Source organism: Skermanella sp., assembly GCF_059503625.1.
In genome coordinates this window covers 1-16,415 of sequence record NZ_JCACHA010000617.1, presented here as the reverse complement: position 1 = coordinate 16,415, position 16,415 = coordinate 1, and the positions used below count along the sequence as shown (strand labels likewise).

Below are 16,415 nucleotides of genomic sequence, written 5' to 3'. Positions count from 1 at the left end.
GGCGAGCACTTCGGCCCTGTTCCGGCGCCCAACCAAGCTGTTTCAGGACAGCGTGGCCGCCGGCGGCGAGGGACTTCGCATCCTTCGCCTGACGGGCGCCATCCCGATCGACGGCGGCTTTCCGATCATCGTGGAAGGCAAGCTTATCGGCGCCATCGGCATCTCGGGCGGCAGCGGGTCGCAGGATGGTGAGGTTGCCCAAGCGGGTGCCGTCGCCGCCAGCAGCCCCGCAGGCGCAAGCGCGTCGCCGCAGTAAGTTCCTCCGCGTGAGCTGGCGAGACAAGGGGGCAATCCGATTCAAGCATCCAGATCCCCCTTGTCCTTCCACTGAAGCCCCGGCCCACTGAAGCCCCGGCCCACTGAAGCCCCGGCCCACTGAAGCTCCAGCCCCTCTTGGCCTGCTGGCCACATGGGAACCGCTTGCCATGGCCGGGGCGGATGGCCGCAGGACGGCGGGGTGTCCGGGCATGCTACTGTTTCGCTCCGGTTCCAGCAGCGGGAGTGATCGATGAGGCTCTACATGACGCCCGGTTCGTGTTCGACCGGGATTCACATCCTGCTGGAGGAGATCGACAATCCCTTCGAGGCGGCGATCGTCAACCTGCCGGCGGGCGACCAGTTCAAGCCCGACTATGTCGCGATGAACCCGAAATCGACCATCCCGACGCTGCTTCGCGACGACGGGACGGCGCTGACGGAGTTTCAGGCCATCGCCTACTGGCTGGCGCGCACCAACCCCAGGGCGAAGCTGATGCCGGGCGATCCCGACGGCGACGCGGCAGTGATGGAGGTGATGGACTACGTCGTCGGCACGATCCACATGCAGGGCTTCGCGCGGATCTTCACCACATCCGCCTTCACGGCGGATGAAGCGGCCTTCGACGCGGTAAAGGCACGCGGCCGGGAGATCGCGGTCAAGGGGCTCGGGCTGATGGATGCGGTGCTGGAGGGCAAGGATTACGTCGCCGGGGCCTTCTCCATCGCCGACGCCGCCCTGTTCTATGTCGAGTTCTGGGCCGACAAGACCGGCATCGGCCTGCCGGCTAACTGTCTGGCGCACTACAGGCGGATGCGGGAACGGCCGGCGGTCCACCGCGTGCTGAGGGAGGAAGGATACCGCTGACGGCCCGTTCCGGCAGGCGAGGAACCGGAAGCCGGTAACATGCGAAGGTTTCGGCTGTTGGTGATGGGTTGAGCACTCAGTTGGAAAGATCACACCATGGCCGCCAATAAGCCGGAAGACCTTCAGCCGGAAGACCGGGAAATCGACAGCTACGTCAGCGAGAAGGAAGAGGAAGGCCGCCGGATCAACGAGGGCAAGGCGCATACGCCGGACGAGCCCGAGAGCCGGACTTTCAAGGGGATGCAGGCGACCCGTGCGGTGATGCGGGATGCCGACCGGGACGTTCCGCCCGACGCGGAGGGACAGGAGCGCTCCGGCCATATCGAACAGACCATCACGCCGGACGGCGGAACGCAGACGCGCTAAGACGGCGCGACGAGGTGGCGGAGCGTTGGGGATGGTTGGGACGCTCCGCCGGTCGTATTTACTCGCTCAGGCGCTTAGGCGAAGACCATGCCGCCGTCCACCAGAAGGGATTGGCCGGTCATGAAGTCGCTGTCGGCGGACGCCAGGAAGCGGGCGACGCCGACGAGATCCTGGGGCGTGGAAGGCCGGCCGAGCACGGCAATGCCGGCGAAGGTGTCGAAGGCCTCGTTCTCCCGCGACGTCAGGCCGTGCTCGCGGAAGCCGCCGTCGATCACCTTCCACATATCGGTCGCGACGACGCCGGGGCAGATCGCGTTGACGTTGATGCGGTCCTTGCCGAAGGCGCGGGCGGCAGCCTGGGTCAGGGCCACGACGGCGAACTTGCTGGCGGAGTAATGGGCCAGCGGCTCGTAGCCCTGCTTGCCGGCTATCGACGCCGTGTTGACGATCTTGCCGCTGCCGCCTTGGGCCTGCATCCGGCGGATAGCTTCCTGCATGCAGATCATCACGCCGAGCGCGTTGACATCGTTGACGAAGTGCCAGTCGTCCTCGGTTATGTCGAGGAACGGCTTGGTCTGGGCGACGCCGGCGTTGTTGAAGATCACGTCGAGCCGGCCATGCTCCTGCACTGCCCGGTCAATCATGGCGCGGACGCTTTCACGCTGGCGGACATCGGCCGCGACGCCGATCGCGGCGCCGCCGGCGCCGCGGATCTCGGCCGCGACCTTTTCGGCGGCTTCTCCGGACAGGTCGGCGACGGTAAGGCGGGCTCCGTCGGCGGCGAGGCCGCGCGCGATTTCCGCGCCGATCCCGCGTCCGGCGCCGGTTACGACGATGCTCTTGTTTTCAATGTTCGTTGGCATGGCTTTTCCTCCTTGTGCCATGCCGGCGGAGCAAACATCGGGCCAATGACTGAATAAGGTGCGACATCCATTCATTACAGGATGTTACGGTCCTAGACCGCTGTTGTGAGGATGTGTCATGGCGGTGACGAATGCTACAAGCGTCGCGGCCCGATGCTACGACTGTAGCGCAGGCCGAGAGCTTTCCTCCGCGGGAGCTTCAAGCTCCTCCTCTTTCTCTTCCCTGGCCTCGGCATCGTTCTTCGGTTCCTTGCGGGGACCGCCGGTTTCCATCTCGACCTCGATGCTGAGGCGCTGGAAGATGCCGAGGCCGACGATCAGGGCGACGCCGACGAACATCAGCAGGGTCGGACAGAGCATCATGCTCATGTCCTGCTTGGCGGCCTCGAAGACGGCGACCAGCGCTTCCAGGAAGACCGCTATCGCTATCGTGGAGATGAACTTGGTCAGGCTGCGGCGGGCTTCGCCGGCGTGGCGCAGTTCCCGCGCCCGGATCGCCTCCTCCTCCAGCAGGTATTTGCCGACGTCGAAGACAGCTATCGAGATGATCGTGTAGCCGACCGCTTCCAGCAGGATCGAATCGATGTTCTCCGCCGACTGGCCGATGGCGGAAACGACGCCCCAGCCGGCGTAGCTGATCAGCGCGCCTGCCAGCAGGATCAGGAAGATGCTGGCGAAGCCGAACACCAGCCGGCGTAGCTGATCAGCGCGCCTGCCAGCAGGATCAGGAAGATGCTGGCGAAGCCGAACACCAGCCGCGCTACGAGATCGAGCAGGCGCATGTCAGCGGCTCCCTCGGGGAGCGGGCGGCGGGAGCTGGGTCGGCTTCGGCATCGTCACGGCGTTTTCTCCAAATAGGGGGCAGGTCCTTCGCATTGGTGGTGCATGAACACGCGATGGGGCGAAACGGGTCAAAACGCGCTGGCGCAGCCCATTAATGGAGACGAAGCATCCCGGCGAACATCTGGGCGAACCGTGGGGGAGATATCGTTCATGTCCTGGTCGTTTCCGATCGGCTCCGTGAAGGGGACCGTGATCCGGATCCACATGACCTTCCTGCTTTTCCTGATCTGGATCGGCGGTGCGCATTATGCGCAGGGCGGACCGGAGGCGGCGATGCAGGGGGTTCTGTTCATCGTCCTGCTGTTCGCCTGCGTGCTGCTGCACGAGTTCGGCCATGTCTTCGCGGCGCGCAGATACGGCGTGCAGACGCCGGACATCACGCTGCTGCCGATCGGCGGCGTGGCGCGGCTGGAGCGGATTCCGGAGAAGCCGTCGCAGGAGCTGGTGGTGGCGCTGGCCGGTCCCGCCGTCAATGTCGTGATCGCGGCGCTGCTGTTCCTGGCGATCGGCGGGATGCCGTCGGCGGAAAGCATGGAGGTCGACAATCCGGGGGTCGGGCTGCTGGCGCGGCTAGCCTCGGTCAATGTGTTCCTGGTGCTGTTCAACTTGATCCCGGCTTTTCCGATGGACGGCGGGCGGGCGCTCCGGGCGCTGCTGGCGACGCGGATGGGATACGGGCGGGCGACCCAGATCGCGGCTTCCATCGGTCAGGCGGTGGCTTTCGCGCTGGGCCTGCTGGGGCTGTTCGGCAACCCGCTGCTGATCTTCATAGCACTGTTCGTGTATCTGGCGGCGTCGTCGGAGGCCCATGCGGTGCAGCTTCGGGAGGTGTCGCGCGGGATGATCGCCGGAGACGCGATGATCACCCGGTTCGAAAGCCTGTCGCCGTCGAGCGTGGTGGAGGATGCCGTACAGGCGCTGATCCACACGACGCAGCACGAATTCCCCGTGGTGGACGGGGGCGGAAAGCTGCGCGGGGTGCTGACCCGAGACGACATGATCAAGGCGCTGCGGGAACGCGGCCCGGATACGCCCGTGCTGGAGGTGATGCGGTCGGACATCCCGGTGATCGAGGACAAGCGCAACCTGGACGAGGCGTTGCGGCTGATGCAGGAACAGGGGCTGCCCGCCGTCGGCATTACGAACCGGGAGGGCCGGTTGCTGGGGCTGATAACGCCGGAGAATATCGGCGAGATGATGATGGTGCAGGCCGCCCGCCCGGACCGGCGTCCGCCGGGATCTCCCTGGCGGACGACCGGAGGGGGGACGGGAGGAGCGCCGACGGACCGGACGGCTTAGAGTTGCGAGCCTGGGATCAGCGCTCGACCTTGTCGGCGGTGTCGTGCGGGCTGCTCGGCGGCGTCCCTCCGACGCCGAGGCCGGTGGTGCCGGAAACGGCGCCGTCGTTGTTCTCGGGACCGGGGGTGCCGGGAGTTCCGGTCGTGGTCGAGCCGGAGCCCTGCGCGCCTTCCATCCGGGAACGGCCGGCTCCGGTCGCCGCAAGGCCGGCTTCCTCGGAGACGGCCTGATTGCCGAGGATCGAGGTCTCGCGCTGCGAAACGACGCCCTGGGCGCGGTCTTCCTTGCTGACCTTGACCTCACGGCCGGGATCCTCGGTCGGTGCGTCGCGGCCGGTGGTGGCGGTGTTGTTCTCGTCTGCCATGGGACCTCTCCCGCTGCTATTGGTCTGAAGACTGTTTTTCCCAACAGCACGCGTGGGGAGGGGTTCCTGGTCACGGGGAGGCCGCTCCGCGCTGCTCATGGAACACCCGGTCTTCGGGCAAGCCGGCTTTGGCCGCGGCGGCGCGGACCGCTTCGACCATTCCCGGCGAGCCGCAGACATAGATGTCGGGGAGCGGGTCGCCCTGTCGGCGGAGGGTTTGCAGGGAACCGGCCAGCGTATCGACGACCGAGCCGGCGGTCCCTGTCCATGCGGGGTCGGCGCCGGCCACGGTGCGGGTGATCTCCAGGCCCGGCATCTGCGATTGAAGCGCCGTCAGCTCGGCGTCGCAGACCTGCTCGTCGCGCTGCCAGGTGCCGTAGAACAGCCGGGCCGGCTGCGGGTCGCCCCACTCCGCCATGCGGCGCAGCATGGAGAGAACGGGCGCAAGGCCGCTGCCGCCGGCGACGAACCAGCGCGGGTCCAGGCCCCGGTCGTGCAGCATGAAGCCGCCCTGCGGCCCGCACGCGATCAGTTCCATGCCGGGGGCCGCCGTGTTCGCCAGCCATTCCGAGAAGCGTCCGCCCGGCTGAAGCCGGATCAGCAGTTCGACCCGGCCGTCCCAATTGGGGGTGGAGGCGATGGAATAGGCCCGCGTCAGGCCGGCGCCGGGAACGGTCAGTTCCAGGAACTGGCCGGGCTCGAAATCCACCCCTGCCCCGCCGTCGGGACCGGGACCGAGGCGCAGGACGAGGCGGCGCATCGGGGCGCTGAGGGTTTCGATGGACTCGATGACGGCGGTGCGCTCGGGTTCCGGCTCGAACCGGATCGATGCCGCGTCGTAGGGCACGCGGAGATCGACGTCGGACAGCGGGCGGCAGCGGCACAGCAGGATGCCGCCCTTGTCCCGCTCGGTTTCCGGCAGGGCCGAGGGGCTGCACGGTTCCCGCTCGACCTCCCCGGTTTCGACATAGGCGAGGCAGGCGCCGCAGCTTCCCTGGCCGCACTGGGCCGGGGGATAGAGGTCCTGCCGGCCGGCGGCGTCGAGCATGCGCTCGTCCGGACCGCAGGCGAACGCGACGGACCGGCCGTCGCGCGTCTTGATGGTTATGCCGAAACCGGCCGTCACGTTCGCCTCGCTCATGTCAGGCGGCCTGACCGAGCGCGCGGGCGACATCGGCCGCCGCATCGCCGTTGGCGCGGAGGTCGAACTTCTCCTGGAGGACGGCCAGCAGCGTCGGCGTCAGGAAGGCCGGGAGCGTCGGGCCGAGATGGATGCCCTTGATCCCCAGCGCCAGCAGCGACAGCAGCACGGCGGTCGCCTTCTGCTCGAACCAGGAAACCATCAGCGACAGCGGCAGGTCGTTGACGCCGCACTGGAACGCATCGGCCAGCGCCGAGGCGATCTTGATGGCGGACCAGGCATCGTTGCACTGGCCGAGGTCGAGCAGGCGCGGGATGCCGCCGATAGTGCCGTGGTCCGTGCCGTTGATGCGGAACTTGCCGCAGCCCAGCGTCAGCATGACGGTGTCGGCGGGGGCGGCCTCCGCGACTTCGGTGTAGTAGTTGCGGCCCGGTGCCGCGCCGTCGCAGCCGCCGATCAGGAAGAACCGGCGGATCGCGCCGCTCTTGACCGCGTCGATCACGGTACCGGCGACGCCCATTACGGTGTCGCGGGCGAAACCGATGGTGGTCGTCTTCTCCGGCGCATCCTGGGTGAAGCCCGGCAGGGCCTGGGCGGCCTGGACGACGGGGGAGAAATCGCCGTTCTCGATGTGACGGACGCCCGGCCAGCCGACCGGACCGGCGGTGAAGATGCGACCCTTATAGGAGCGCTGCGGCTCGATCAGGCAGTTGGAGGTCAGCACGACCGGACCGGGGAAGGCGGCGAAGTCCGCGTGCTGGTCCTGCCACGCGCCGCCGAAATTGCCGGCGAGGTGCGGATGGGCCTTCAGCGCCGGATAGGCGTTGGCGGGCAAAAGCTCGCCATGGGTGTAGACGAGGATGCCGGTGCCTGCCGTCTGTTCCAGGATGCGGGCGAGGTCGCCGAGGTCGTGGCCGCTGACCAGGATCGCCTTGCCGGCGCGCGGCGTCATGCGGACGACGGTCGGCTCCGGCGTGCCGTAGGTGCCGGTGTTGGCGGCGTCCAGCAGTTCCATCACCTTGAGGTTCAGCGTCCCGGCGTCGAGCGCCAGGGCCAGCAGGCCGGGGATGTCGGTGGGGTCGCCGGCAAGGTCGGAGAGGATGCGGGCGATCTCGGCGTCGATATCGGGATGGCGAAAGCCCAGGACGGTGGCGTGGTGGTAATATGCTGCGACGCCCTTCATGCCGTAGAGCACCAGGACGCGCAGGCCGATCACGTCCTCGCCCACGGTTTCCACCCCGGCGCGGACGCCGAATCCAGCGGCTTCGGCCAGCATCAGGGCCTGGGTGGCGGGCGGCTGGTAGCTGGCGGCACCGGGAGGCGTCGCGAGAGGCGCGCCGGCGGCGGCCTTGCCGGCCAGGGCGTCGCGCAGCGTCACGGCCTGACGGACCAGTTGTTCGATCCGGACGGGGTTGAAGTTGACGTTGGTCAGCGTGGTGAACAGCGCGTAGTGGATGAAATCGTCCACGGCGGCATCGGTCACGCCGAGCGCCCGCGCCCTGTGCGAGACCTCTGCGCCAGCCCCTTGACCGCGTGGATCAGGATGTCCTGAAGGTCGCTGGTGAGGCCATCCTTGCCGCAGGTTCCCTTCTGCGAATGGCAGCCGGCGAGGGCGTCGATGTGCTGGGTCTGCTCGCACTGGTAACAGAACATGGGGTGCTCCTGGATCAAATCATTTCTGAAAACCTGGGGCGGCGGGATGGAGCGGTCTGCCGGCTCCGGCCTGCCGTCGGATGGGGTGTGTCCCACCCGAAAGGGTGGCGGACCTTATGCCGGGAGCGGCGGCGCCGGCTTGACCAACGTCAAGCGGCGGCGGGATCTGCGGATGTCCCGTTCAACGTGATTGGGGAATGCCGAAACAGGATGTATTCGGCTGCAAGCCATACCAGGAGCCGGAGAAATCGGCCTGTGAAAATAGTTTCATCGCATAATTGCATAGCATATGCGCGTAGGTCGGCTAAAGAAAAGCGGTAGCCGACCTATGGCATCAGTGCCTTCACCAAGGCAACTTCTTCGGTCCTTGATCTTGGATCGTCAAATCCGGCCAGTTCGTTTGATGCGTCGCCGCTGGCCTGACCAGGGCAATGCCGATATGTCAGGGAGCTGTGGGCGTATACTGGTCTGTCAGTGTCTTGATGTAAGCCACAATGGCCTTTTCCTCATCTGTTGTCAGCTTGTTGTTCCCGATGATTACCGCAGCAGGGTTGTCGAATTCCGACTTCGGCCAGCAGTTGTTCGCCAAGGCTTCCTTTTCCGTGGCATTGACGATCTTGATGGTCTCACATTTAACTTTGACGTCACGCGTATTGTAGAAGTGAACCAGACTGTCGAGGCTCTTGAACCAGCCATTGTGGGTGAACGCTTTGGTGAAGCCGGCGCTCACACCCTTCGCTGCGTTTCGTACGGTCGGTGTCTTGAAAAACCCTGGCGCTTCATCGGGCACATGGGCTTTCAGGCCGATTTTCTCGCCTACCGCAACACCTGGGATCTCACGGTTGAAAGGCGTGCCGATGTTGTGGTACCGGAAATCCGCGTAGATTTGTTGTGGCGCCTCACCCGAGGGATCGGCGGGCTGGCCTTGTCGAACTCCATTGTGGCATACCGAACAGCCGCCACTTTTTCCCGACTGGTTCAGCAGCGATGTGATTCCATAGAAAAGGTCATGGCCCTGGTTTTCCTCCTTCGTGAAGCCCTGAAGAGGAAATTTGTGGTCAGGATCAGCCGCCAGCGCCCGGTCTCTCTTTGAGCTGAACGAATTGACATCGGATGAGGACTGCCAAGCAGAAAGGGCCACGGCGATCCGCTTGAAGCTGGTCCGATAAGCCGGATTGGACTTCGGATTGGGTTGGCAATCTATCGCTTCGCCAAATGCCTTCTGATATAAATCCTTGTACTTGGCTGTTTTAACCATCTGGCAGACATTCTTCTCTCGAATGTTCTGCTCGACATCGTTTGGAAATGGATTCAAGGCCTGATCGGCTACCGGACCAAGATATTTCAAGTACTGAGCCTGTTTGGATGGCGGCAGGTCCGACTTCATGACGGTTTCACTGACCTGCCCGCCTGACGGCGCAACGGGACAGGTGCCAGGCGTCGCTCCGCAGCCTTCGGCGCGACCGTCCCAGAAGGTGCCGCCCAGCCAGGGTGGCACGAACGGGCCTGCTGGACTGCTCTTAAAAGGCGGACTGAAGGTGGCATAGGAATTATTCGGTGGCTTGATGCTGCCCAATGCGTGCGGCGCTGCGCCAGGTGCTACTACTGTCGTGCGGTTTATTTCGGAGTCCGGCAGTACCCAGCCTTTTCCAGGGGCGTGGCAGCTGGCACAGGCCTGCTTATTACTTGGTGTCGACAACTTTTCATCGAAGAATACGTGCTTTCCTAATAATTCTATTGAGTCAAGTGCAGTTGCCTCCGCACCAACAAGCAACAAAGGCAGCGCCGCTACAGATACTGCTATTGCAGACTTTAGTTTTTGATATGTCATTTTTTCCTCGCCTTTCCCTTCCGGCAAGGTAATCCGCGACCTCTCGCAGGTTATACCTCAGCTGGGGATATTTGAACGCAAGTGGTAGCACCATGAAAACACCAAGATCTACGAGGCTCACTCTCTCCTCTAATCTCAGCCTCGCACTCTATTCTCACTGTTCTGGAGGTAAGACACAGCATGCTTTGCTGCATACGTACTATTTTGCCGAATTTTATCGGAACTTAATGCCCCTCAATTCCACGGTATTAATCAGGGTCCACCCAAACGTGGCGGACTGCGCCCGAAGTAAGGGATTTGTCGAAAGAGCGCATATAACTGTCGACAGGTGCTTCGATGTCTTTTGGTCCACTGCCGCCTCAAGGGTGGATAGGTTCCGGCGGGAGTGACGCGCCGGGTGGCGAGTTGAGGCTTGTCACAAGCGCCGACTAACCCTCACCATTGTTAATGGGACTCCGGCAACCGGGCGCCGGAGACATGAGGGGCGTATTTCAAGAATGAATCCTGCGGATGGACTTCCGGTACCGCAACGGTACTGGGCTGTTTCGGCGATTGCGATCGCACTCACCATGGCGGTTCTCGACAGTTCCATCGCGAATGTCGCGCTGCCGACAATCTCGAAAGAGCTGAATATCCGGCCAGCCGACTCGATCTGGATCGTCAATGCCTATCAGCTTGCGGTCACGGTTTCGCTGTTCCCGCTGGCGTCGCTGGGCGACATCTTCGGGTACCGGCGGGTTTACTTGAGCGGGCTTGCGGTGTTCACCGTGGCGTCGCTGGCCTGCGCGATGTCGGATTCGCTGCTGACCCTGACGCTGGCGCGCATCGTCCAGGGTTTGGGCGCCGCCGGGCTGATGAGCGTGAACATCGCGCTGATCCGGTTCATCTATCCCTATAGTTTGCTGGGACGCGGAGTCGGCTATAACGCGCTGATCGTCGCGGTGTCCTCCGCCGCCGGCCCGAGCGTCGCGGCGCTGATCCTATCCGCCGCGTCGTGGCAATGGCTGTTCGCGACCAACGTGCCGCTGGGCCTGCTGGCGCTGTTCGTCGCGTGGCGTGCCTTGCCGGAAACTCCGCATGCCGACCGCAAGTTCGATGCACTCAGCGCTTTGCTGAATACCCTGACTTTCGGTCTGCTGATCGTCGGCATCAAGGGGCTGGACGATAGCCAGCATACGGCGCTGGTCGTTGCGGAACTCGGCGGGGCCTTGGTGCTGGGGTATTTCCTGATCAGGCGGCAGTTGTCGCAGGAAGCACCCCTGCTGCCGGTCGATCTGCTGAAGCTGCCGGTCTTCGCGCTGTCGGTGGTTACCTCGGTCTGTTCGTTCGGGGCACAGAGCATCGCCTATGTCTCCCTGCCCTTCTACTTCCAGGACGTCATCGGCCGGTCGCAGGGAGAAACCGGGCTGCTGATGACGCCGTGGCCGCTGGCTATCGCCGTCATAGCGCCTATCTCGGGCCGGTTGGCGGACCGCTACGATCCTGGAATCCTGGCGGCTGCCGGGTTGGGAGTTCTGGCGGTGGGCCTTGGGCTGCTCGCCCTGATGCCGGCGGACCCGACGATGGCCGATATCTCCTGGCGGATGGCGCTTTGCGGCTTGGGCTTCGGGCTGTTTCAGTCGCCGAACAACAAGGTGCTGATCACCAGCGCGCCGAGGGAGCGCAGCGGCGGGGCCAGCGGAATCCAGGCGACGGCCCGGCTGCTGGGCCAGACCTTGGGAGCGGCGCTGGTCGGGTTGATCTTTGGGCTGGTTCCCGATCATGGCCGGGGGACGGTCATCGCGGTGGGGCTTGCGGCCGGTGCGGCGGCGCTGGCGGGAGTCGCAAGCGGGTTGCGGCGGTTCACGGCGGCGCCGGGGCAGAGTTGATACCGGGAGCCTAAAGATGCCGGGATAAGCACACGCCGGGATCGAGCGGCCTTCCCGCTCGGGAAGATAGGGCCTTGACCCGGTTACGGGACAGGATCATCTTACCGAGCGGGAAGATAGGGGGTGCGCCGTGGAGATCATCGATTCAGCCAGCCGCTTCGGTGGCTTGATCCGCTTGCGCCGGCAGGCGCTTGGGCTGACTCAGCGCGACCTCGCCCTTGCCGTCAACGTCGGCGAGCGATTCATTGTCGATCTGGAGAGCGGCAAGCCGACTTGCCAGCTTGGCAAGGCCCTTGCCGTCGCCAGAGGCGTCGGCATCCGGTTGACCGATGCTGCTCCAGCCTTGTCCGGTGCCGAGCTTCCAGCCGCCGGCTCCGCCGACGCCTATCCCGACCTTCCCGATATCGGAGGGGATGCTTGACCACGCTCCCGATCCATTATGAAAGCTTCCTCGTCGGGAACATCACGCTTGCCGAGGATGGCCCCTCCTTCGCCTATGACCCCCGCTGGCCGAAGACGCGGGGAGCTTTCCCGGTGTCGCTGGGAATGCCGCTGGACCCCAGCCCCTTTGCTTCGGGAACGCTGCTGCCGTGGCTGGCCAACCTCCTGCCGGAAGAGGGCAATCTTCTCGCCATAGGACGGAACCTCGGCGTCTCACCCCAGGATACCATCGGAATCCTGGAGCGGATCGGCCGGGACACGGCAGGAGCCTTGACCATCGGGCGGCTGCGGGAGGGAGAGGTTCCCGGCTATCGGCCGATCTCCGGCGAGGCTGGTCTTGAACGAATCATCGATGAGCTTCCGGCCAAACCGTTCCTGGCGGGCGAGGACGGCGTGTCGATGTCGCTGGCCGGTGCCCAGGATAAGCTGCCCGTCGCGCTCATGGCGGATGGAACGCTCGGGATTCCGGTCAACGGGGCACCGTCCACGCATATTCTGAAGCCCGATGCGCGGCGGCTTTGGGGAAGCGTGCAGAACGAGGCCCTGTGCATGACCCTCTCCGATCTTTGCGGACTGAAGACCGCAAAGGTGACGATCGGCAAGGCCGGCGAGCGGAGTTATCTGCTGGTGACCCGCTACGACCGCGTGGAGCGGAACGGACGGCGCCTTCGCATCCATCAGGAGGATTTCTGCCAAGCGCTCGGCAAGCCGCCGGGGGCGAAGTACGAGCGGAACCGCTCCGGCGTCAAAGGGCCACACCTTGTCGACATGTTCGCGGTGGTGGACACTCACCTGACGGCGGCCGACCGCACCCGGCTGCTCGACGCCGTCATCTTCAACATCCTGATCTGCAACACGGATGCCCACGCGAAGAACTACAGCATCCTGCTCACGGGCCGGGGGTTCTCGCTGGCCCCGCTCTACGATCTCATGTGCGCGGCGACATGGGAGAACGTCACCAGGAACTTGTCGCAAACGCTCGCGGGCAAGGACAGAGGCGACTACGTGATGGGACGCCACTGGCAACGGATGGCCGGTGAGTGCGGCTTCAACCGCACCATGATCCTGCAACGGGTCGAGGCCCTTGCCGGGAAGGCTCGCCGGAATATCCCGCAGGCGGTCGAGTCGGTCAGGGCCATGCCCGGCGGCGGCCATCCGCTGCTGGGCGACTTCGCCGCCGCGATCAAATCTCGTTGCCGGACCGTGGTCCGCAACCTCGCCCATGTCGAGGAAATCGGCGATGGGGGCGGTGAAGATGCCGGGCCGGCACCGGAGGGGGCGGACACGGAAAGGGCCGCCGCGATTGCTCGCGGCGGCCCCTTTCAGACCAAAGCTTGAAGCGGGAGACGAGGGAGATTAATCCTCGCTCTGCTCCTTGCTCTGGGCGCGGCGGAGGGCCGCGCCGAGAATGTCGCCGAGGCTGGCGCCCGAGTCCGAGGACCCGAATTCCTGCATGGCCTGCTTCTCTTCTTCGACTTCCTTGGCCTTGATCGACAGGCTGATGCGACGGCCGCCGCGATCGACCTGAGTGACCTTGGCATCGACCTTTTCACCGACGGCGAAACGATCCGGACGCTGTTCGGAACGCTCACGCGACAGATCGGACTTGCGGATGAAGCCGGAGAACCCGTCGGCGACCGCGACTTCGATACCGCCATCGGTGATGGCCGTAACGGTCGTGGTGACGACGTCACCCTTCTTCATGCCGGCAGCGGCACTCTCGAACGGGTCCGAGGAGAGCTGCTTGATGCCCAGGCTGATACGCTCTTTCTCGACATCGACGTCGAGAACCTTGACCTTGACCTGATCGCCCTTCTTGAACTCGGCGATGGCTTCTTCGCCCGACTTGTTCCAGTCGATATCGGACATGTGGACCATGCCGTCGATATCGCCGGGCAATCCTACGAACAGGCCGAACTCGGTGATGTTCTTGACTTCGCCTTCCAGCTCCGTACCGCCGGGGAACTTGTCCACGAAGGACTCCCACGGGTTGTCCAGGCACTGCTTGAGGCCCAGGCTGATGCGGCGCTTCTGGGGATCGACGTCCAGCACCATGACTTCGACTTCCTGGGAGGTCGAAACGATCTTGCCGGGATGGACGTTCTTCTTGGTCCAGGACATCTCGGAGACGTGCACCAGACCTTCGATCCCCGGCTCCAGCTCCACGAAGGCGCCGTAGTCGGTGATGTTGGTGACGCGGCCCTTGAACTTGGCCCCGACCGGGTACTTGGCTTCCACGCCTTCCCACGGATCGGCCTCAAGCTGCTTCATGCCGAGGCTGATGCGCTGGGTTTCCGGGTTGAAGCGGATGACCTGGACCGTGACGGTCTGGCCAATCTGGAGGGCTTCCGACGGATGGTTGATGCGGCGCCACGCGATGTCGGTGACGTGCAGCAGACCATCGACGCCGCCGAGATCGACGAACGCGCCGTAATCGGTGATGTTCTTGACGACGCCCTGGAGAACCTGGCCTTCCTTGAGGTTGGCGACCAGTTCGGACCGGGCCTCGGCGCGGCTCTCTTCGAGCACGGCGCGGCGGGACACCACGATGTTGCCGCGCGAGCGGTCCATCTTGAGGATCTGGAACGGCTGGGGGGTGCCCAGCAGCGGGGAAATGTCGCGGACCGGACGGATATCCACCTGGCTGCCCGGCAGGAACGCCACGGCGCCGGAGAGATCGACCGTGAAGCCGCCCTTGACCCGCCCGAAGATCACGCCGGTGACGCGGGACTGATCGTTGAACGACTTCTCCAGCAGCGTCCAGGCTTCTTCGCGCTTGGCCTTCTCGCGGGACAGGACGGCTTCGCCGTTCTTGTCTTCCATCCGCTCGAGGTAGACTTCGACCGTATCGCCGGGCTTCAGTTCGACATTGCCGCCGGGGCCGCCGAATTCCTTGAGGGCAACACGGCCTTCAGACTTCAGGCCGACGTCGATAAGCACGTTGTCGTTTTCGATCGAGATGACACGGCCTTTGACGACGGTACCTTCCAGGCTGTCGCTGGTGCCGAGCGTCTCCTCGAGCAATGCGGCGAAGCTCTCCATTCCGCCAAAGCTCTCGGATCTAGCTGCTGCTTGTGCCATTGAAACTCCTAAGGTTGATCATATAGCCGCCCCCGAACCGTCGGCATCCGATGGTTGAAACGGAATGGGGGCCGCCGCGCCGGACCTCATGTCCGGCGACTTTGTTTTCTAATCCTGGACGGCGCTGGCTCGGCAGCAGGCCTACGCACAATGATCGGAGAGGCCGGTTTTGGAGCAGATGAAAGATATCGCCGCGTCGAGTGCCTGATCGGCGTTCATTGACGAGGTGTCAAGCAAAAATGCGTCGGCAGCCGGCTTGAGCGGGGCCACCGCTCTCTGGCTGTCGCGCGCATCTCGTTCTCTCATGTCCTCCAGGACGGCTGCATATATAACCGGGACGCCGCGTTCCCGCAACTCTTTCAGGCGCCGTTCGGCCCTTGCTTCGACCGACGCGGTGACGAAAAGCTTGGCGTCGGCATCGGGGCAGACGATGGTGCCGATATCGCGGCCGTCCAGCACCGCGCCGCGCGCGTTGCCGGGGGGGTATGCGGCGAAATCGCGCTGGAACGCCAGCAGCGCTTCCCGCACCGCCGGGACGATGGCGACCTGGGACGCGGCGGAGGCGACCTCGTCGGCGCGGAGATCCTTGTCGGCGAGGACTCGGGGCGTGGTTTCCGGATGCAGGGCGTAGGCGGCCTCGGTCGCCTGGGCGGCGTCGGAGGGGTCGCCGCCGGCGCGCAGCACGGCGAGGCCGACTGCGCGGTAGAGCGAGCCGGTGTCGAGATGGGCGAAATGCAGGCGGTCGGCCAGCCGGCGCGACAGCGTACCCTTGCCGCTGGCGGCCGGTCCGTCGATGGCGATGACCATTGCTTTGGGCCGTGCGTCGGGCATGGGATACCTCATCGGGATTGCTCGCGTATCATGCGGTGGGCCGGGCCGTCGTTTGAGCGGTCGGTTAGGCGGCAGGTTGGGAGATGCGGGCGCCGAGGCCGTTCATCAGGTCGACGAAGCCGGGGAAGCTGGTATCGATGAAGCCTGCGTCGTCCACAGCGACCGGCTCGGCCGAGGCCATGCCGAGCACCAGGAAGCTCATGGCGATGCGGTGGTCCATGGCGGTCGCCACGGTGGCGCCCCCCGGCGGCACACCGGCGCCGTGGACGGTCAGGCTGTCGGGGCCGGCTTCGACCCCGACGCCGCAGGCGTCCAGGCCGTTGGCGACCATCGCGAGGCGGTCGCTTTCCTTGACGCGAAGTTCGGCCAAGCCATGCATCGTGGTGGTGCCCTCGGCGCAGGCGGCGGCGATGGCGAGGATCGGGTACTCGTCGATCATCGACGGCGCGCGGTCGGGCGGGACGGCGACGGCGGTCAGGGCGCTGGAGCGGACGCGGAGGTCGGCGACGGGTTCGCCGGCTTCGACCCGGCGGTTCAGGAAGGTGATGTCGGCGCCCATCTCGATCAGGGTGTCGTAGAGGCCGGTGCGGCGCGGGTTCATGCCGACATCGGTCAAGGTGATGTCGGAGCCGGGGCGGATCAGGGCCGCGACGGTCAGGAAGGCGGCGGAGCTGGGATCGGCCGGGACGTGGACCGGGCGGCCGGTGATCT

The 16,415-nt window shown here is 65.0% G+C and carries 18 protein-coding genes; 7 read left to right on the top strand and 11 right to left on the bottom strand.

Annotated features, from left to right (window positions below; genetic code table 11):
* From AC5JJ6_RS17485 to AC5JJ6_RS17475, 3 genes are all read left to right on the top strand, one after another.
* On the top strand, positions 1-256 hold a 256-nt coding region (locus tag AC5JJ6_RS17485), incomplete at its 5' end, for a heme-binding protein (protein WP_496043282.1).
* Positions 257-508: 252 nt separating this feature from the next.
* Positions 509-1,123 carry a glutathione S-transferase family protein gene (locus tag AC5JJ6_RS17480; RefSeq protein ID WP_496043281.1) on the top strand — a complete coding sequence of 205 codons (615 nt, stop codon included), beginning with the start codon at positions 509-511 and terminating at the stop codon, positions 1,121-1,123.
* Between the two features lie 96 nt (positions 1,124-1,219).
* Entirely contained in the window at positions 1,220-1,489 is a 270-nt protein-coding gene (locus AC5JJ6_RS17475; protein ID WP_496043280.1) for a hypothetical protein, read from the top strand.
* 74 nt (positions 1,490-1,563) lie between these two features.
* Here the strand turns inward: AC5JJ6_RS17475 and AC5JJ6_RS17470 are convergent, their stop codons facing one another.
* The 3 genes from AC5JJ6_RS17470 to AC5JJ6_RS17460 all read right to left on the bottom strand — a co-directional run bounded on the left by AC5JJ6_RS17470 (position 1,564) and on the right by AC5JJ6_RS17460 (position 3,134).
* Positions 1,564-2,352, bottom strand: a complete 789-nt coding sequence (locus AC5JJ6_RS17470; RefSeq protein ID WP_496043279.1) for an SDR family NAD(P)-dependent oxidoreductase — start codon at positions 2,350-2,352, stop codon at positions 1,564-1,566.
* Between the two features lie 156 nt (positions 2,353-2,508).
* The gene (locus AC5JJ6_RS17465) at positions 2,509-3,039 is read right to left on the bottom strand and encodes a hypothetical protein (RefSeq protein WP_496043278.1); all 531 of its coding nucleotides are present in this window, start codon (positions 3,037-3,039) and stop codon (positions 2,509-2,511) included.
* Entirely contained in the window at positions 3,012-3,134 is a 123-nt protein-coding gene (locus AC5JJ6_RS17460) for a hypothetical protein (RefSeq protein ID WP_496043277.1), read from the bottom strand. Before AC5JJ6_RS17460 ends, AC5JJ6_RS17465 begins: the two co-directional genes overlap by 28 nt.
* A gap of 211 nt (positions 3,135-3,345) precedes the next feature.
* On the opposite strand from AC5JJ6_RS17460, the gene AC5JJ6_RS17455 reads away from it, so the two are divergent.
* Positions 3,346-4,494 (top strand): site-2 protease family protein, encoded by a 1,149-nt coding sequence (locus AC5JJ6_RS17455; RefSeq protein ID WP_496043276.1) that lies wholly within the window; start codon positions 3,346-3,348, stop codon positions 4,492-4,494.
* Positions 4,495-4,510: 16 nt separating this feature from the next.
* Here AC5JJ6_RS17455 and AC5JJ6_RS17450 read toward each other — a convergent pair whose 3' ends face one another.
* The 5 genes from AC5JJ6_RS17450 to AC5JJ6_RS17430 form a co-directional block, all read right to left on the bottom strand.
* A complete protein-coding gene (locus AC5JJ6_RS17450) occupies positions 4,511-4,858 on the bottom strand; it encodes a hypothetical protein (RefSeq protein ID WP_496043275.1) in 348 nt (115 codons plus the stop codon).
* Between the two features lie 70 nt (positions 4,859-4,928).
* Entirely contained in the window at positions 4,929-5,999 is a 1,071-nt protein-coding gene (locus AC5JJ6_RS17445; RefSeq protein ID WP_496043274.1) for a 2Fe-2S iron-sulfur cluster-binding protein, read from the bottom strand.
* A gap of 1 nt (position 6,000) precedes the next feature.
* A complete protein-coding gene (gene hcp / locus AC5JJ6_RS17440) occupies positions 6,001-7,482 on the bottom strand; it encodes a hydroxylamine reductase (RefSeq protein ID WP_496043273.1) in 1,482 nt (493 codons plus the stop codon).
* A complete protein-coding gene (locus AC5JJ6_RS17435) occupies positions 7,479-7,652 on the bottom strand; it encodes a hypothetical protein (RefSeq protein WP_496043272.1) in 174 nt (57 codons plus the stop codon). The genes hcp and AC5JJ6_RS17435 overlap by 4 nt, the downstream gene beginning before the upstream one ends.
* Positions 7,653-8,094: 442 nt before the next feature.
* The gene (locus AC5JJ6_RS17430; protein WP_496043271.1) at positions 8,095-9,510 is read right to left on the bottom strand and encodes a cytochrome-c peroxidase; all 1,416 of its coding nucleotides are present in this window, start codon (positions 9,508-9,510) and stop codon (positions 8,095-8,097) included.
* A 470-nt stretch (positions 9,511-9,980) separates the two neighbouring features.
* On the opposite strand from AC5JJ6_RS17430, the gene AC5JJ6_RS17425 reads away from it, so the two are divergent.
* From AC5JJ6_RS17425 to AC5JJ6_RS17415, 3 genes are all read left to right on the top strand, one after another.
* Entirely contained in the window at positions 9,981-11,351 is a 1,371-nt protein-coding gene (locus AC5JJ6_RS17425; protein WP_496043270.1) for an MFS transporter, read from the top strand.
* A gap of 130 nt (positions 11,352-11,481) precedes the next feature.
* A complete protein-coding gene (locus AC5JJ6_RS17420; RefSeq protein ID WP_496043269.1) occupies positions 11,482-11,772 on the top strand; it encodes a helix-turn-helix domain-containing protein in 291 nt (96 codons plus the stop codon).
* Positions 11,769-13,130, top strand: coding sequence for a type II toxin-antitoxin system HipA family toxin (locus AC5JJ6_RS17415; RefSeq protein WP_496043268.1), 1,362 nt, complete (start codon positions 11,769-11,771; stop codon positions 13,128-13,130). Before AC5JJ6_RS17420 ends, AC5JJ6_RS17415 begins: the two co-directional genes overlap by 4 nt.
* Positions 13,131-13,148: 18 nt before the next feature.
* On the opposite strand, the gene rpsA is transcribed toward AC5JJ6_RS17415, so the two are convergent.
* The 3 genes from rpsA to AC5JJ6_RS17400 all read right to left on the bottom strand — a co-directional run.
* On the bottom strand, positions 13,149-14,873 hold the full coding sequence (gene rpsA, locus AC5JJ6_RS17410; RefSeq protein WP_044436117.1) for a 30S ribosomal protein S1: 1,725 nt from the start codon (positions 14,871-14,873) through the stop codon (positions 13,149-13,151).
* Between the two features lie 141 nt (positions 14,874-15,014).
* A complete protein-coding gene (gene cmk, locus AC5JJ6_RS17405; RefSeq protein ID WP_496043283.1) occupies positions 15,015-15,680 on the bottom strand; it encodes a (d)CMP kinase in 666 nt (221 codons plus the stop codon).
* An 88-nt stretch (positions 15,681-15,768) separates the two neighbouring features.
* Positions 15,769-16,415: carboxyvinyltransferase (locus tag AC5JJ6_RS17400; protein WP_496043267.1), on the bottom strand; the 647-nt coding region annotated here is incomplete at its 5' end.

What these genes read in the sequence shown, in the direction of transcription:
- AC5JJ6_RS17470 (WP_496043279.1), bottom strand. Translation starts at nt 2,352, where the DNA reads ATGCCAACGAACATTGAAAACAAGAGCATCGTCGTAACCGGCGCCGGA.
- AC5JJ6_RS17455 (WP_496043276.1), top strand. Translation starts at nt 3,346, where the DNA reads ATGTCCTGGTCGTTTCCGATCGGCTCCGTGAAGGGGACCGTGATCCGG.
- AC5JJ6_RS17480 (WP_496043281.1), top strand. Translation starts at nt 509, where the DNA reads ATGAGGCTCTACATGACGCCCGGTTCGTGTTCGACCGGGATTCACATC.
- AC5JJ6_RS17475 (WP_496043280.1), top strand. Translation starts at nt 1,220, where the DNA reads ATGGCCGCCAATAAGCCGGAAGACCTTCAGCCGGAAGACCGGGAAATC.
- cmk (WP_496043283.1), bottom strand. Translation starts at nt 15,680, where the DNA reads ATGGTCATCGCCATCGACGGACCGGCCGCCAGCGGCAAGGGTACGCTG.
- rpsA (WP_044436117.1), bottom strand. Translation starts at nt 14,873, where the DNA reads ATGGCACAAGCAGCAGCTAGATCCGAGAGCTTTGGCGGAATGGAGAGC.
- AC5JJ6_RS17425 (WP_496043270.1), top strand. Translation starts at nt 9,981, where the DNA reads ATGAATCCTGCGGATGGACTTCCGGTACCGCAACGGTACTGGGCTGTT.
- AC5JJ6_RS17435 (WP_496043272.1), bottom strand. Translation starts at nt 7,652, where the DNA reads ATGTTCTGTTACCAGTGCGAGCAGACCCAGCACATCGACGCCCTCGCC.
- AC5JJ6_RS17460 (WP_496043277.1), bottom strand. Translation starts at nt 3,134, where the DNA reads ATGCGCCTGCTCGATCTCGTAGCGCGGCTGGTGTTCGGCTTCGCCAGC.
- AC5JJ6_RS17450 (WP_496043275.1), bottom strand. Translation starts at nt 4,858, where the DNA reads ATGGCAGACGAGAACAACACCGCCACCACCGGCCGCGACGCACCGACC.
- AC5JJ6_RS17445 (WP_496043274.1), bottom strand. Translation starts at nt 5,999, where the DNA reads ATGAGCGAGGCGAACGTGACGGCCGGTTTCGGCATAACCATCAAGACG.